Origin of the sequence: Aquimarina callyspongiae (assembly GCF_034322225.1) — a bacterium.
GTDB lineage: Bacteria > Bacteroidota > Bacteroidia > Flavobacteriales > Flavobacteriaceae > Aquimarina.
Genome location: NZ_JAXLPA010000003.1, coordinates 241,784 through 258,299, shown reverse-complemented (window position 1 = coordinate 258,299; position 16,516 = coordinate 241,784). Strand labels below are relative to the sequence as shown.

Annotated in this window: 13 protein-coding genes; 7 read left to right on the top strand and 6 right to left on the bottom strand. The window is 34.4% G+C overall.

Annotated elements, in window-relative coordinates:
* Positions 1-40 precede the first annotated feature (40 nt).
* From cobM to U0D62_RS13475, 4 genes are read left to right on the top strand one after another with little or no spacing between them, the layout of a single operon-like run.
* Positions 41-1,897: a precorrin-4 C(11)-methyltransferase gene (gene cobM / locus U0D62_RS13490; protein WP_322287832.1), complete on the top strand. Its 1,857-nt coding sequence runs from the start codon at positions 41-43 to the stop codon at positions 1,895-1,897.
* Positions 1,849-2,625 carry a precorrin-6A/cobalt-precorrin-6A reductase gene (locus U0D62_RS13485; RefSeq protein ID WP_322287831.1) on the top strand — a complete coding sequence of 259 codons (777 nt, stop codon included), beginning with the start codon at positions 1,849-1,851 and terminating at the stop codon, positions 2,623-2,625. The genes cobM and U0D62_RS13485 overlap by 49 nt, the downstream gene beginning before the upstream one ends.
* Before the next feature lie 3 nt (positions 2,626-2,628).
* The gene (locus tag U0D62_RS13480; protein WP_322287830.1) at positions 2,629-3,726 is read left to right on the top strand and encodes a cobalt-precorrin-5B (C(1))-methyltransferase; all 1,098 of its coding nucleotides are present in this window, start codon (positions 2,629-2,631) and stop codon (positions 3,724-3,726) included.
* The gene (locus tag U0D62_RS13475; RefSeq protein ID WP_322287829.1) at positions 3,723-4,433 is read left to right on the top strand and encodes a hypothetical protein; all 711 of its coding nucleotides are present in this window, start codon (positions 3,723-3,725) and stop codon (positions 4,431-4,433) included. Before U0D62_RS13480 ends, U0D62_RS13475 begins: the two co-directional genes overlap by 4 nt.
* Positions 4,434-4,485: 52 nt before the next feature.
* Here U0D62_RS13475 and U0D62_RS13470 read toward each other — a convergent pair whose 3' ends face one another.
* Genes U0D62_RS13470 through U0D62_RS13455 form a run of 4 tightly spaced genes read right to left on the bottom strand, consistent with a single transcriptional unit; the run spans position 4,486 to position 8,294 of the window.
* Positions 4,486-5,313 carry a DNA-binding domain-containing protein gene (locus tag U0D62_RS13470; protein ID WP_322287828.1) on the bottom strand — a complete coding sequence of 276 codons (828 nt, stop codon included), beginning with the start codon at positions 5,311-5,313 and terminating at the stop codon, positions 4,486-4,488.
* A 51-nt stretch (positions 5,314-5,364) separates the two neighbouring features.
* Positions 5,365-6,291: an MNIO family bufferin maturase gene (gene bufB, locus U0D62_RS13465; protein WP_322287827.1), complete on the bottom strand. Its 927-nt coding sequence runs from the start codon at positions 6,289-6,291 to the stop codon at positions 5,365-5,367.
* 2 nt (positions 6,292-6,293) lie between these two features.
* On the bottom strand, positions 6,294-6,881 hold the full coding sequence (locus U0D62_RS13460) for a hypothetical protein (RefSeq protein WP_322287826.1): 588 nt from the start codon (positions 6,879-6,881) through the stop codon (positions 6,294-6,296).
* A 6-nt stretch (positions 6,882-6,887) separates the two neighbouring features.
* Positions 6,888-8,294 carry a ferritin-like domain-containing protein gene (locus U0D62_RS13455; RefSeq protein ID WP_322287825.1) on the bottom strand — a complete coding sequence of 469 codons (1,407 nt, stop codon included), beginning with the start codon at positions 8,292-8,294 and terminating at the stop codon, positions 6,888-6,890.
* Positions 8,295-8,636: 342 nt separating this feature from the next.
* Here U0D62_RS13455 and U0D62_RS13450 point away from each other — a divergent pair, with 342 nt between their 5' ends.
* Genes U0D62_RS13450 through cobN form a run of 3 tightly spaced genes read left to right on the top strand, consistent with a single transcriptional unit; the run spans position 8,637 to position 15,345 of the window.
* On the top strand, positions 8,637-10,304 hold the full coding sequence (locus tag U0D62_RS13450) for a VWA domain-containing protein (RefSeq protein ID WP_322287824.1): 1,668 nt from the start codon (positions 8,637-8,639) through the stop codon (positions 10,302-10,304).
* A gap of 11 nt (positions 10,305-10,315) precedes the next feature.
* A complete protein-coding gene (locus tag U0D62_RS13445) occupies positions 10,316-11,608 on the top strand; it encodes a cobyrinate a,c-diamide synthase (RefSeq protein WP_322287823.1) in 1,293 nt (430 codons plus the stop codon).
* Positions 11,599-15,345, top strand: a complete 3,747-nt coding sequence (gene cobN, locus U0D62_RS13440; RefSeq protein WP_322287822.1) for a cobaltochelatase subunit CobN — start codon at positions 11,599-11,601, stop codon at positions 15,343-15,345. Before U0D62_RS13445 ends, cobN begins: the two co-directional genes overlap by 10 nt.
* Before the next feature lie 124 nt (positions 15,346-15,469).
* Here cobN and U0D62_RS13435 read toward each other — a convergent pair whose 3' ends face one another.
* Positions 15,470-15,916, bottom strand: a complete 447-nt coding sequence (locus U0D62_RS13435) for a tetratricopeptide repeat protein (RefSeq protein ID WP_322287821.1) — start codon at positions 15,914-15,916, stop codon at positions 15,470-15,472.
* Between the two features lies 1 nt (position 15,917).
* On the bottom strand, positions 15,918-16,514 hold the full coding sequence (locus tag U0D62_RS13430; protein WP_322287820.1) for a superoxide dismutase: 597 nt from the start codon (positions 16,512-16,514) through the stop codon (positions 15,918-15,920).
* Positions 16,515-16,516 lie beyond the last annotated feature (2 nt).

The window sequence follows — 16,516 nt, the reverse complement described above, 5'->3', positions numbered from 1 at the left end:
TCTTTGGTGCTACAGTTTCAAAATCTTTTTTAAGAAGAATATGTCAGAACAGATTACAAAAATTGCCATACTTTGCTTTACAGATCAAGGAATAGCAATCGCCAAAACTTTACAAAAAGAATTTTATCGTTCTAAGCTTTTTACAACTAGGGTTATCGAGGAAAATAAAGATGTTAAGAAGATTGATTCTGTAGCAGAATTAATGAATAACTCTTTTCAAAATTATGATGCTTGGATTTTTATTGGTGCTTTGGGGATTTGTGTGCGAAGCATCGCTCCTTATATCGGTGATAAAACTACAGATCCTGGGGTTATTAATGTAGATGATCAAGGCAAATTTGCACAAGCAGTAATAAGTGGGCATATTGGTAAGGCTAATTTGATAACCAATCAAATAAGCAGGATATTAAAAGCGCAACCTGTAATATCAACATCCAGCGATTTACAAGAGCTTTGGGCATTAGATACTTTGGCAGAGTCATATGGTTGGAAAATGAAAAGTTCTATAGCTCTTAATACCTTGATTTCTTTGTTTGTTAATAGAAAACCAACAGCGCTTATTTTGAAAGTAAGAGATAAAGGAACACAATATTTAGAAAAGACAATTCCTGATTTTGTTGATGTATATTATTCGGTACAAGATTGTGATACAACTCAATATGAATTAGTCGTGTACGTAGGGTATGAATTGATTCAAACAGAAGTGCCTACACTTTCATTTTATCCACCTTGTATCTCATTAGGGAGTGGTTGTGCAAAAGAAATAGAACCTTTGCAATTGATTAATGAGCTTGAAGAAGAACTTAAAAAGCAAAATATTGCAATAGAAAGTATTTGTAGTATTGGTTCGGCAGCAATAAAAAATGAAGAACAGGCATATCTGGATTTTGCAGAGAAATATGATATTCCTTTTATTACTTATACAGGTGAAGAACTCAATACAATTACCGTAGCCAATCCATCTGAAGTTGTAAAGAAAAAAGTAGGTGTCTATGGAGTGTCCGAAGCAGCTTCAGCTTTAATAGCAGATCAATCCACCTGGTTAGTAGAAAAAACAAAAGGAATTACATCTTCAAATAAAAAATTCACGTATGCTTTAAGTTTACTTTCATCATATCAACGAAAAGCTAGTATTGCAATTGTTGGAGCCGGTTCTGGGGATCCTGAATTACTCACGTTAAAAGGACAGTACATTCTAGAAAATGCGGATTGTATATTGTATGCAGGGAGTTTAGTGCCAGAAGCATTAACTCATATGGCAAAAGAAGGAGCTCTGGTTCGTAACTCTGCTTCTATGACACTAGAAGAACAAATGACGATTATTGATCAGTATTATGATCGAGGAAAATCTATTGTTAGATTGCACTCCGGTGACCCTTCTATTTATGGAGCGATACAAGAACAGATGACTATTTTTGACGAAAAAGGTTATGATTATTATATCGTTCCGGGTATTTCATCTTTTCAAGCAGCTGCGGCCTATCTAAAATCAGAATTTACGATTCCTGAGGTAGCACAAACAATTATTCTAACTAGAGGAGAAGGAAATACACCTATGCCTGAACATGAGAAAATAGCAGATATGGCTAAGTTAAGAGCCACAATGTGTATTTTTCTAAGTGTGGGAATTGCAAAAAAGATACAAACACAATTATTAGAGTATTATCCAGAAGATACTCCACTGGCGGTATTGTATAGAGTAAGTTGGGAGGATGAAGAAGTTTGGGTTGGTAAACTTTCAGAATTGACAAGCATTATAAAAGAAAATAAATTAACCAGAACCGTAATGATTGTGGTCGGTGAGGCGATAGGAGCTCGTAAAAATCGTTCATGGCTATATGATGATAAATGGCATCATATTTTCAGGAAAAAGGAAAAGATAAATCAATCGTTATGATACTTGTTTTTGGAGGTACAACAGAAGGTAAACTTGTTGCCAAAACTTTGGACGAATATGATATTAAATATTATTATTCAACTAAAACCCAAGTAAAATATAATGGCAAAGGAACGCCTATATTTGGAGAAATGACTTTTGAATTATTAGAAGCCTTTTGTAAGGAAAAATCGATTACTCATATCATTAATGCATCTCATCCTTTTGCCAGTCAATTACATCAAACTGTAGCTAACACTTCTTTAGAACTTCCTATAGTTCGTTTTCAAAGAAAATTTTCACCTAGATCAGTCCACAAACTAGTACACTATGTAGATAATTTTGAAGAAGCTTTGAATCATTTTAAAAAAGGAAGCTATAGAACCTTATTAGGATTGTCTGGCGTACAAACGATATCAAAATTAAAACCCTTTTGGAGAGATCATCAAGCCTGGTTTCGTATTTTGGATAGAGATTCTTCAAGAGCTATTGCTGCAAAATCAAATTTTCCTGAAACTCATTTACTGTTTGGATATCCCCAATCTAAAAAGGAAGAAATGCTGCTATTTGCCAAAATAAATCCAGAAGTAATTTTCACAAAAGAAAGTGGTAGTAACGGTAAGTTAGAGGAAAAAATAGAAGCATCATTAGCATTAAATATTCCGATAGTTATTCTTAAAAAACCAAAAATTTCAAATCGGTATCTTTGTATAGATACATCTGAAGAATTGATCAAAGTACTCACATAATCTTTGGGAGAATTACAAGACATACCTGATGGACCATTGCGTAGAGGCTATACTACAGGAGCCTGCGCAACCGCCTGTGCTAAAGCTGCATTAACAAGTCTTGTTACCAAACAAAAAGTCAAAGAAACTGAAATCCAATTACCTATAGGAGAAACGGCAATGTTTCAGGTTAATCAGATAAGATTAACAAAAGATGAAGCTTGTTATGCTACTATAAAGGATGCAGGTGATGATCCTGATGTAACTCATGGTGCAGAAATTATAGTTACTGTTGTATTAAACACTTTTGGGAAAATTATTTTTGAAAGAGGAGAAGGTGTGGGTTTGGTTACACTTCCTGGATTAGAAATTCCAGTGGGAGAACCAGCAATTAATCCTGTTCCTCGAAAAATGATGTCTACGGTTTGTAAAAAAATATTATCTGATAATCAGATTGAAACTTATGGAGTTACTATAAAAGTAGCGGTGACAAATGGAGAGCAATTAGCTAAAAGAACCCTTAATAGTCGTTTAGGGATTTTATATGGGATTTCTATTTTGGGGACATCTGGTATTGTAACCCCTTTCTCAGCAGCATCTTATATCGCGAGTATACAACAAGGAGTTGATGTGGCAATAGCAAATAAAAAAACAGAATTACTTATTAACTCCGGAGCCCGTAGCGAGAAAATGCTAAGAGCTATCTTTCCCGTGATTGATGATATTGCCTGTGTTCATTACGGCAATTGGATACAAGAGATTTTTGAGAAAATTCATGATTCTCCTCAAATAACCAAAGTATCTATGGGTATTATGCTAGGTAAAGCAGCAAAGTTAGCCCAAGGCAAAACCAATACTCATAGTGGAAAAACAACCTGGGATAAGGATTTTATCTATCAATTGACACTAGAAGCAGGGTATCCAGAAGAAATTGCTAATAAAGTTTTATCACTAAATATGGCAGGACGTCTTAGAGAAATTTTTACTTTTGCGGCTGAAGAGAATTTTTACCAAAAACTAATTGCTCGTTGTCATTATTATTGTCAGAAAATAGCTCCCAACGTGCAACTCCATCTATATTTAATTAATAATGATGGTGCTTATATAGAGTATACCGTATGAATATCATGAACCTTACCCGACCTTTGATTGCAGGGATTTTACATTCTTTTGAACCTGATCACATGTCTGCTGTTTCTGTATTGGCAGCAGAAAATGCTATCAAGAAAAAAAAGGTGTCTTTTAAAACAGTATTTACTGCTTCTCAATGGGCATTAGGGCATTCTGTTACTCTATTAATGTTTGGAGGGATTGCATTAATTTTCAGAGCTGCATTACTCACTTTTGTTGAAAGCATTTCTTTTTGGGCTGAGTTTTCTGTTGGTCCAATTATGATCTGGTTAGGTGTTATGGCCATTCGCAGAAATCACAAGATCAATGCGATGATGGCGGATCATAAAAAAATAGAAGCTCACGAACATGTTGCTAATAATCCTATCCATTTACATGGGAAAACAGGAGAAGAAATTGCCATGAATCCAATTAACAGATCTTTTTGGATTGGTATGTTACATGGATTAGCAGGTACTGGAGGAGCATTGACTTCAGCATTAATTATAAGTGCTGATACAATCTCTGATGCAATACTAATATTAATAATTGAGTCTATTGGGATTATTCTATCCATGGCTGTATATAGTTATGTCCTGATTTTTACGATGAGTCGGTTTATAGAGCGTAATATGTCTGTGTTTAAATGGATGAATGGTGTAATAGGTGTGATTTCAATTATAGTAGGATTAATAGTGTTGCAAAGTGTTCTTCTTTGATTGACAGACAATTATTTTAAACATTTATATATATAAACTCAAGATGAGTTCATTATCCTTTCATTGAGTTTTCGGCAAAAAAACCTGCTTGGATCCATCGTTTTTTCCACATTGTCCAAAAAATATGTACCTGGTTAAGATCAGCAATATTTTTACTTGCAAACAACTCTTTCGTTTGATTGATTGTATGACCAGCTATCAGGTATTGAAGGAATAAAAACTGACCTTGATTTATATCATGAAAAAACAATTTATAGTCGTGTCTTACTATTACGCAATAGGTTCTTTCTGGTAATGGTAATTCAGGTTCATTACCATTTGCAAAAGAAGAATAGTACCATTTAATTGGAAACTGGAAATCAAACACATAAAACGAAGGGATTAGTTGTAAATTCTCCTCTAAAGTTTTATCGGTTGCCAAAATATAATTTTCTTCAACTTTTTCTTCAAAAATAATATTGATTGTATACTCGAATCGAGCTAATTCAATCATGAAATCCGGCCAATCTTCTTTTGTAACCTCATTTTTATCAGGCCTTGTCTTCTCTAAATAATCAGGAAACTTTTCTCCTAATAGAATTAAATTATAATTGTTAGAAGGGTGTTCTTGTAAATATTCATCAACAAAAGCGCGAAAGAGATCTTCACCCAATGCATATTCTAGAGCACTAAATTGTTTGGACATGCAATCTCGTAATCGAGCAATGTAACTTCGTTGATAAATTGCTAGATGTTTACTTGCGCTAAGTCGCTTGGATGATTTTATTAAGGACTCAAGAATCTTTTCGTTTGATCGTTGTCTCTGCTCATAAGGATGAAGAAGTGAATGCTGTATCCATTTTTGAACATCTGCTAAAGGAAAATTAGTTTTTTTAGTCATATTGTATTCCCGTTTGGATTTAGCATATGGTAATATGAGTTTAAAATATATCTATTCTTTTACCAGATTACTAGCAACTTTATTTACCATGAAATTAACAGGATTTGATACTGCAATTTGTTGTTGCGGTCTAGACAAGATCTCTTTTGATGTAATTGCCTTTCCTGACATGAAATTTTTGGCCTTCATCATTTCTGCATGATATATATCAAAAGCAGGAATATTACCATCCCATTCTAATAGAGTAGATACCCCATTTGTTTTTTGCCAGACAAGTCTGAACAACTCCCAAACCTGATCAGTTACCTCTCGATCGTGAGTGTCTATGATATAATCCCCACAATGTTGGTGACCAGCAAGGTGCATTTGTACAATACGATCATGAGGTATGTTTTCAATATAATCTGTAGGATTAAAATCGTTATTAAATCCAGATACATATACATTGTTAACATCTAACAACAAACCACAATCTGTTTCTTCTGACATATATTTCAGAAACTCCCACTCAGCCATGGTAGAATGTTCAAAAGTTAGATATGTACTGGGGTTTTCCAGGATCAAAGGTCTTTCTAGATAATCTTGTACGATATGAATGCGCTCACAGACGTGATTTAATGATTCTTCGTTTAATGGTACCGGTAATAAATCATGAGAATTGACCGTTAGCACGCCAGTCCAGCAAAGGTGATCACTAATCCAGGCGGGTTCTATTTCATCTGCTAAGGATTTTAATCTTTTTAGATATGTAAAATCTAATGGATCCGTACTCCCTATTGATAAGGATACACCATGCATAACTACAGGGTACTTTTTAGCTATTTGCTTAAGTATGTGTCGAGGGCGGCCATAGGAATCCATGAAATTTTCAGAAATTATTTCAAACCAATCCACTTTGGGAGAATTTTCTAAAATGTAATTAAAGTGTTGGCTACGAAGTCCAAGCCCTAATCCTAAGTTAGGTAAGTCTAAATGCATAATTAATCACAATCACAGTTTTTTATTGTTTGAGGTAATTCTTTGGCACTTTTTTTCATAAATTCCTCTCTACGCTGTTTTCTTTCTTCTTCTCTACTTTTCTCATCAAAAGCATAAGAACAATAACGATCACCACTTTGTCCACAAGATGAACCTCCTCCTCGTTTTGCAACAAATTCTGTAGTAGGACCGTATTCTTGACCTTCTGGTGGAGGGCCTACAGTTCTATTTGCTTTCTTCATACGTTCTTCAAAAAGTTTCCTCGCTAATTGCCATACACTTTGTCCTTTGTTTGGTCCTTGAGTGATATAACGAGATGCCAGAATAGGTGTTCCGCAACTACCTTGAAAAGAACAATCATTTTCACCTGGATGGCAAACTTCACTATCAGACCCAAATAGACCACATCCACCTTGCCCTTTGCAATCATTCAAGGTGTGACAAGGATGCCGATTGGTGGCACAGTCTCCAGTTCCAGCACAATTATTTTCACCAGACCACCCGTGACCTTTGCAGGCGTTTAATCCCATACAGGCATGTAATTCTAATACTGGTTTTGCTTGCGGTATTGTTATTGATTTATCAGACATTTTTTTCTATTTAGAGGTGTGTAAAGGAGTTTTATTTACTTGATGATCTAACCCTACATCTGGAAGAGCCAGTAAATATTGAGGATCTGTAAAAAGCCAGCCATAACTACTGTCCATTTCAATTAACTTTTGTGCTAATTTTATAATTTGCTCTTTAGGCCGAACCTCTTTTTGATCTTCAAACGGGTAATATTCGAAGGTAACACTACCTGCATAATTTTTTATTGCACCACCTGTTTTTTTGGCAAATGTTTGTTGATTCACATCACGACCAAATTGGCTTAATAACCAGATCATTGATTTGTGAATTCCCATCATGAATACTTCATATTGTGTTGGTAATTCTTGATGATAACAGGTTTCGATCATCAATAATATATATGTGTAAATGGCATTAGCTAATTGTGATTGTTGGTATAATACATTTGAATATTCATCAGTAACTGGATTTACTGCCTGATCATATACGAAGTAACTGAAGAAATTGTCTAATCCAGTATGTTTGCTGAATTTTTCTTCATAATGATCTCCCAGTGTGTATAGTTCCATGAATTTGGCAAAATGTGATAACTCTTCTTCGGCTGGATCATCATAGTCTTCAGGACTAAATACCACTTTTCCATCTTTTATAGGTAAAGGTTTTGGTTTACCATTAATGATCTCCAGTTGATCTCCTCCTTTGTGACCTTCTCCTTGTTCGATAATCTCGTTTAAGGCTGTAATAGCACTACCTTTATCCTTTACTTCAACCATACCTCCACTATCGTCAGCACTTGGAAATTGAGGATTGTGCTTTCTATCATAATAAACGGTATTTATTGTGTTTTGTGCATAATAAGGTTGTGTGGGTACCAATTGTGGATATCCATTATCTGTGAGTCTCCAATCAATTTTACTATTTTTTATATACTTTATTATTTTATCGTAAAATTCTCCAATGGTATCATTATGATCCCCCTTAAATCTATTAGGGCTTTCGATTTTAAGAAAACTAATCAATTGATCAATTGATAAAGGTGCCCTGTTGATTTTAAATTCATTCGGATTCCCAAATAAAGATGTTGGGTAGGTAAGATTTTTACCTGCTTTCATTAAATCAGGAGGAGCAACACCGGCTTGTTTGACATTCGAGGAAAGAGATAAATGTAACATTTCTTCTACTACTACAGACATGATTAATGCAGCTGCTTTATTGGCATAGACCAAAACATCTAGCGTTAATTCTTTAGCTATTTTTTCGTCTTGAACCTGTATAAGAATTTTATTATACAAAGCATCTTGATCTTGTGCTCGATTAATAGAATAATAAGTAGAAAGATAACAAGGAATTGTCGTCAATTCTATAGCAATCGCATGATCCATTGCTTTGCTAAATGTCTTATTAGTCAGTTCACCTTTTGGAAGTGTATACATTTTGTTGTTTGATTAGATTTAAAAAAAGATATTCAACTAAGAGTGTATATTGTCAAGCCTTGAAAACCTTAAATCTCTTTTTATTAAGGTTATAAACAAATCTAGCCAAACATTACGTATTATTAATAGGTGTAAATACCTGATTTAATTCGCACGATAATTTTACCAATATTGATCTTTTTAATAAAATGAAACCTTAAAAAAATAAAGAATTCAATCTTTGGTAAAAAAGATTCTTTATCCAAAAGAAAACTCTTTTGAAGAAAAAAATATAACTATTACCAACATCATATAAATCCGTATTTTTACCATCAGTTAAGATCAAAATCTCACAAATCACTAATGCAACCAAAATATAATTATCCATTTACAGCTATACTTGCCCAAGAAGATTTAAAATTATGTCTTTTACTTAATCTGGTAGATCCAAGTATTGGTGGAGTTTTGGCTACTGGTGATAAGGGCACAGCCAAAACAACTATGGTTCGTGGATTGAGTCAATTAATGGGAGAAGATTTTCCATTTGTAAATTTACCTATAGGAGCTACTGAGGATCGTGTATTAGGGAGTGTAAATCTGGAAGCATTAATCAATCAAAAAATAACAATTGTAGATAAAGGATTATTAGCACAAGCACATCAAGGCTTTTTATATATTGATGAGGTAAATTTATTGAATGATTACCTGATGGATATTTTATTGGATGCTTCTGCAACAGGTGGTTATCACCTGGAACGAGAAGGTATTTCTCAATGGATGAATAGCCGTTTTTGCCTGGTAGGAACTATGAATCCCGAAGAAGGAGCTTTACGCCCACAGCTGTTAGACAGGTTCGGACTTAGTGTTACCATCCAGACACCTGTAAATAAAAAAGTACGCTCTCAGATTGCCATGCAACGCCTTAATTTTGATAGTGATCCAATTGCATTTTATGCAAAATATGATAAAGAAGAACGAGCAGTTAAAAATCAGGTGCTTTCGGCAAAACAAAAATTACATACTATTGAAATCCCGAATACTGTTCAAGAGCAATGTGCTCAATTAACAATTAACAATCAGGTAGAAGGAATGCGTGCAGATATCTTGTTGCTTAAAACAGCAAGAGCTTATGCTGCTTATCATAACCATACAGAAGTAACTTCAGAAATGGTAAATAGTATTGCTCCTTTTGTATTACAGCATAGAGCAAAAGAATATACACCTCCGTCAAATCAAGATAAGGAAAATGATACAGATCCGGAGAATGATGATAGTACTCAAAAAGAGACTACCACTCAAAACGGGCAAGATACTTCTGGATTTCAATTACCAAAAGCAGTACAACAAGGATTAAAATTTTCTGCTTCAAAAGCAACGAAAAAACAAGAGATACAATTAGATACATTACAGAAATTATATGTGATGTCACAGGCAGTTGAGCGACAACCTGAAATTTCGGTAGTACAATCGGTAAAAAATTATCTTAGTAAAGAAACATTTACTACTATATATAAGCGATCTGCAAGAAAAGCCGCTGCACGAATCATATTTTTAGTTGACACCAGTGCTTCTATGGCACTTGATCAACAAATGGCATACCTAAAAGGAGTAATAGATAAAACCATTACATCAAATCCAATGCAAAAGGTACAGTATGCTATTGTGGGTTTACAGGATACAACAGCAAGAATCATTCAGGATTTTACTTATAATACTAAGCAAATATCTGATCTCAATTACCAATTAAAAACAGGTGGTAAAACAAATCTTGGAGCTGCCTTTTTTAAAGTTTATGAACTACTTAGATCAGTAAATATGCAAACAGTACAACTATTTGTGTTTACAGATGGAAAAATAAATACGGGAGCTGCAAATCCATTTCAATATGCTGTCACGATGTATAAAATGTATCTTGCACGAGTTCAAAAAACTACAATTATTGATACTGAGACAGGATTTGTGAAATTGGGAAAAGCAAAACAACTAGCTCAACAACTGAAACTTAATTATTCAGTAGTTTCTGATTTTTAATATTCTTACTAATGTCCAAAGCATTTTTAATAGCCGCTCCATGGAGTAATTCAGGAAAAACGACACTTACTTTAGGGATGCTGCGGTGGTTTCTTAATCAAGGATATCGAGTACAACCATTTAAATGCGGACCGGATTATATAGATACTATTCATCATAGCACTGCCGCTAGAAAAATAGCAATCAATTTGGATACTATAATGATGCCTGAAGATCATATGGTCGATACTTTTAGTAAATATCAACAAGAAGCAGATATAAGTATAGTCGAAGGAGTTATGGGATTGTTTGATGGGGCTGTTAAAGATCAGGGGAGCTCTGCTGCAATTGCAAAATCATTGAATATTCCTGTGATTCTTGTTGTTAATGCCAGTAGTATGGCATATACCATAGCACCTATCCTGCACGGATTAAAAACATTTGACCCAGAAGTTAAAATTGCAGGAGTGATTTTTAATTTTGTAAAGACCGAATCACATTATGCATTTCTCAAAGAAGCATGTGATACTGTAGGAATCCCTTCTTTAGGGTATATCCCACCAAATGATGAAATTTCTATTCCTTCCCGTCATTTGGGATTGCATATAGATCAAACTTTTGAAAATGTTATAGAAAAAGCGGCTTCGCATATTTCTGAACATATTTCTTTACCTGAAATTTTAGAATATACTAATGACTATCAGAAAAAATACCAAAATAGTCCTACGATAAAGTCTGAAACTAAAAAGTATAAAATTGCTATTGCCAAAGACGAAGCTTTTAGTTTTACATACCAGGAAAATTTAAAGTGGCTAGAAAATATTGGAGAGGTTATCTATTTTAGTCCTATGCGAGATACTAAACTTCCCGAGGTTGATTGTATCTATTTAGCTGGTGGCTATCCCGAATTATATCTTCAAGAACTATCTCAAAACACTGCGATGCATATTCAAATAAAAGATGCGGCAGATAAAGGCGTGAAAATTTATGCCGAATGTGGTGGTATGATGTATTTGGGTAAAGAAATTATTGATGAAAAAGGCATAGGATATAAAATGGTAACTATTTTTCCGTTTATCACCTCTATGGAAAATAAAAAACTATCTCTGGGATATCGAAAAGTAGTATTTAATAATACCGAAATTTGGGGTCACGAATTTCATTACTCTCAGATCATGAATGATGATACGGTACCTACTATTGGTCAAATTTATTCTGCAAGAGAAAAAGAAGTTTCTACAAAAATATATACCTATAAAGATGTATACGCAAGCTATATACATTTGTATTGGGCAGCGTTAAAACAAGAAGAAATATGCATTTAGTAGCTACGATACCAGGAGGATGGAATCCCAATGATGATGAGATTTTTTATATCGATCAGACGCCTGGGGATATTGTATTTTTAAGTGCAGGTGATACTGAGATTAATACCATGAATGAAGCGTACAAACAATTGTATGAAGAAGCAGGTGATGTGTTACCAAGTTTACGAATGACTAATCTGGTATATCTCAAGCAAGAATTAACAATAGATACCTATCTGGAAGAAGTTCTGGAAAAAGCTAAGGTTATTGTATGTAGTATGCTGGGCGGTCTGAGTTATTATAAGTACTTGGTAGAATCTTTAGTTGCACTGCAAGAACGAATAGGTAATGTTGTATTGTTTTTACCAGCTCATGAACCGGATTTTGAATTGATGAAACTATCCTCTGCAGATATACAAATTGTACATCAATGCAGGCAATATTTGAAGGAAGGAGGGAAAGATAATTCGGTGGCGCTTTTTAATTATTTGCAAAACACTTTTTTTGATACTAACATTCCTGTTATTTCTGCTCAATCAATCGCCGATGTATTTCTTTATACTCCTCGTTCAGAAATGATTACTCAGGAAGACCTGGAAGCTTTTATAGATAACTCCAAACCAACAGTGGTGTTACTTGCTTATCGCACGCATTATCTGTCTGATAATTTATCTCCTATAAAGGCCATGAGCAAGACTATACAAACTAAAGGGATGAATACTTTTGTAGTTTTTGCAAGTAATCTAAGAGATACAAAATTATTAGAGCAGGTAGAACAGCTAATGACATATTCTGGTAAGCGCACCATAAATGCCATTATTAATACTACTGGGTTTACCATTAAACCGATGGATGGTTCAGAATTTATTTTTGAGAAGCTGAAAATACCTGTATTGCAGGCTATATTTTCTACTGCTAATAAAGAAGTTTGGGAAGATGGTCTTTTTGGATTACCACCTACTGATATTGCTATGAATATAGCATTGCCAGAAATTGATGGTCGGATTATAGGTCGTGCTGTTTCTTTTAAAAAAGAAGCAGAAAAAGATATATTGACAGATAGTTCTATCTTAAAATACGAGGCTTATCTTCCAGCTTGTGAGTTTATGGTCGAATTAGCTCAAAAGTGGACAACACTACAGTGTAAAAGGAATGAAGAAAAGAAGATAGCCGTTATTTTACCAAACTATCCTAATAAAGATAGTCGTTTGGCAAATGGAGTTGGACTAGATACACCCCAAAGTTGTCAAGTACTATTACAAGAATTGAAAGCTGCTGGATACAATGTAGGAGAGCAACTACCCGAGAGTGGAACCGAGATTATGCATTGGATAACGCAAATAACGACCAATGATGTATCTACTGCGATGACCAGACCACATGCATTGGTTTTTGATTACAATGATTTTCAACAATGTTTTTCTGACCTATCAGTTGAATTACAAAGTAAAGTAACAGAGCAATGGGGGCAACCAGAAGATGACCCCTATTTTACAGGAACTGGATTTATCGTTTCAGGATTTTTATTAGGAAATATTTTTGTAAGTATTCAGCCATCCAGAGGATACAATCAAGATCCACAGGCAATTTATCATTCTCCGGATTTACCACCAACTTACCAGTATTTGGCATATTATTTCTGGTTACAACAAAATTATCAGGCCGATGCTGTCATTCATTTAGGGAAACACGGTAATTTAGAATGGCTACCTGGTAAAAGTGTATCACTAGATCCTGCAACTTGTTTTCCGGCAGCAGTTTTTGGAGCATTGCCTCATTTTTATCCCTTTATCATTAATGACCCAGGAGAAGGAACTCAGGCCAAACGGAGAAATCAAGCTGTAATTATAGATCACCTTATTCCTCCCATGACACGAGCAGAAAGTTATGGTAGTTTAATGAAATTGGAACATCTGGTGGATGAATATTATGAAGCTGCCTCTCTAGACCCTAAACGCTCTCGTGTACTAGAAAAAGAAATAGCCGAATTGGTTAAAGAAACTAAGTTAAGTGTAGATTTAGGAATTGCTTCAGATGATGTTGATGAGTTATTGGTAAAATTAGATGGTTATCTATGTGAATTGAAAGAAGCACAGATTAGAGATGGATTACACATTTTTGGAAAAGCTCCAGTTGATGAACAGCTAATAGATTTACTAATTGCCTTGCATCGTGTACCTGGATATGGAAAAGAAGGGATCACTCAATTATTAGCTAAAGATTTAGGTATTAAAGAAAATATACTGGAGATTCCTTATACAGAAGTAATGGAGCTAACAATTGAAGGAGTTTTTTGCAAAACTGCTGGTCAGGTCGTTGCTCAATTAGAACAAATCGTAAAAAAATTACTGGTTTCTTATTTGCAAGAAAACGTATTGCCAAAACAATACTCATTGACAAGCTCGATGCTGGAACATATAAAGTTAGATACGTTACAGAAAGTTAAAAAAACGACTGATGAATTAGATTTTTTAATTAATGGATTAAATGGACAATACGTACCATCTGGACCATCTGGAGCACCTACTCGAGGGCGATTGGATTTATTGCCTACCGGACGAAATTTCTACTCAGTTGATGTGCGGACTATACCCACAGAAACAGCTTATCGTCTTGGAGAGAAAAGTGCACAATTAATTATAGATAGGTATTTACAAGAAAATGGAGATTATCCTGAAACTATTGGGATTTCGGTATGGGGGACATCTACAATGAGAACAGGAGGAGATGATATTGCACAAGCATTTGCCTTGATGGGAGTTCGCCCGATTTGGAAAAGTGCAAATCGCAGAGTGACAGACTTTGAAGTAATTCCTCTGATAAAATTAGGAAGACCTAGAATTGATGTTACATTGCGTATTTCTGGTTTTTTTAGAGATGCTTTTCCAGATGTGATTAATCTATTTAATACTGTAGTTACCCGACTTGCTCATTTAGAAGAACCAGTAGAAGACAATCCAATTCGCAAACGTTTTTTAGAAGAGCAACAACAATGGCAAGAACAAGGATTGGAAGAAGCAGAAGCTTCGCAACGTGCTTTGTACCGAGTTTTTGGATCAAAACCAGGTGCATATGGAGCGGGATTACAAGCGGTAATCGATGAAAAAAACTGGCAGACTCAAGAAGATCTTGCTAAGGTATATATTAATTGGAGTGGATATGCTTATGGAAACTCTAAAAAAGGAGTATCTGCTCACGAATCATTTCAGTATAGATTACAAGCCATGCAGATTGTTATGCAGAATCAAGATAATCGAGAACATGATATTTTGGATAGTGATGATTACTATCAATTTCATGGAGGATTGGCCAATGCCGTAAAAACTGTAAAAGGGAACGATGCTGAAATTTATTTTGGAGATCACTCCAGGCCCGAAACCCCTAAAGTAAAAACACTCAAGGAAGAGTTATTAAAGGTGTATAGATCTAGAGTTGTAAACCCAAAATGGATTGAAGGAGTGCAACGCCATGGATATAAAGGAGCATTTGAAATGGCAGCAACTCTGGATTATTTGTTTGCTTATGACGCTACAACTAATTTGATTGATGATTTTATGTATGAAGGAATTACAGAAAGTTATCTATTAACTCCTGAAAATAAAGAGTTCATCAAACAAAATAATCCTTGGGCTTTAAAAGATATGAGTGAACGGTTATTGGAGGCAATACAACGTGGGATGTGGTCAAACCCATCAGATAAGATGAAGCAACAATTAGAAAGTTTGTATATAGAAGGCGAAGGATTGGTAGAATAGAGTATAACTGCAACGTTTTTATAGCTAAAAAGCCTTTGAAAGTATTTTAAAGTTGTAATTCACAACTATAGAAAGAGCAACCTGGTTGAGCCAGACTGCTCTTTTTTCTATTTATAATTAATGATTATACTTCTTTTAGTCGTTCTTTCAATACGGTAAATAAAGTTTCTTGCTGTTTTTTATCTTTTTGGTTTTCTTTTATAAAATTTACATAGGTAGTGGTTGCTCTTTTTAACTCTGTTCGAACTTCTGCTATGTTTAAGTCATTATTATGTGACAGATACAAAAGATAATAAACTATTCTTTTTAAAGTGTTTTCTGTTTCTTCAAACAGATTTAGTTCTTTATAAGTGTTTGCAATATTGTTACATGAAATAATATATATCTGCATAAAAGGAGTATTATTACGGATACAATCAGATTGATTCATGTTTAATATCTCTGCTCGATATAATGCATTTTTATACCCTAATAATGCTTCTTTAAATTGACCTTTATTGAATAAAACGTTAGAAGTAGTTGTCTTAGCTTTCCAATAATTTTCGATATGGTTAATGCATATTTCGCTCATTCTATATTAGATTTTTATTGGCAAAGTTCCAGTTTACGACCTCCCAAAACCGTTCTACAAATTTTGGACGTGCATTGCGATAATCGATATAATATGCGTGTTCCCAAACATCCAATGTTAAGATTGGTATCTTGTTTTCAATTATCGGAGTGTAGGCATCTTTTAGAGGTAAAATTTCTAGCTTTCCTTCTTGATTTTGCACGAGCCAGGTCCAGCCTGCACCAAATAATTTAATGGCGGTTGTAGAAAATTGTTCTTTAAATTTTTCAAACGTACCAAAATCTCTTTCGATTAGTTCTTTAATCTTCCCAGTTGGTCTTTTTCCTTCATTAGGAGACAAGCAATGCCAAAAAAAACTATGATTCCAATGTTGAGCTGCATTATTGAAAAGAACCGAATCGTTGTTTTGAAACCCGTGTTGGATTATTTTGGGCAAAGTCATTTCAATTAATGGAGTGTCTTTGACTAATCTATTAAGATTGTTTACATAAGCAGCGTGATGCTTACCATAATGATAATCAAAAGTTTCTTCGGTAAATATGGGGTCGAGTGAATTCTTGTGGTACGGTAAATCTGGTAGTTCTAATGTGATTTTCATGT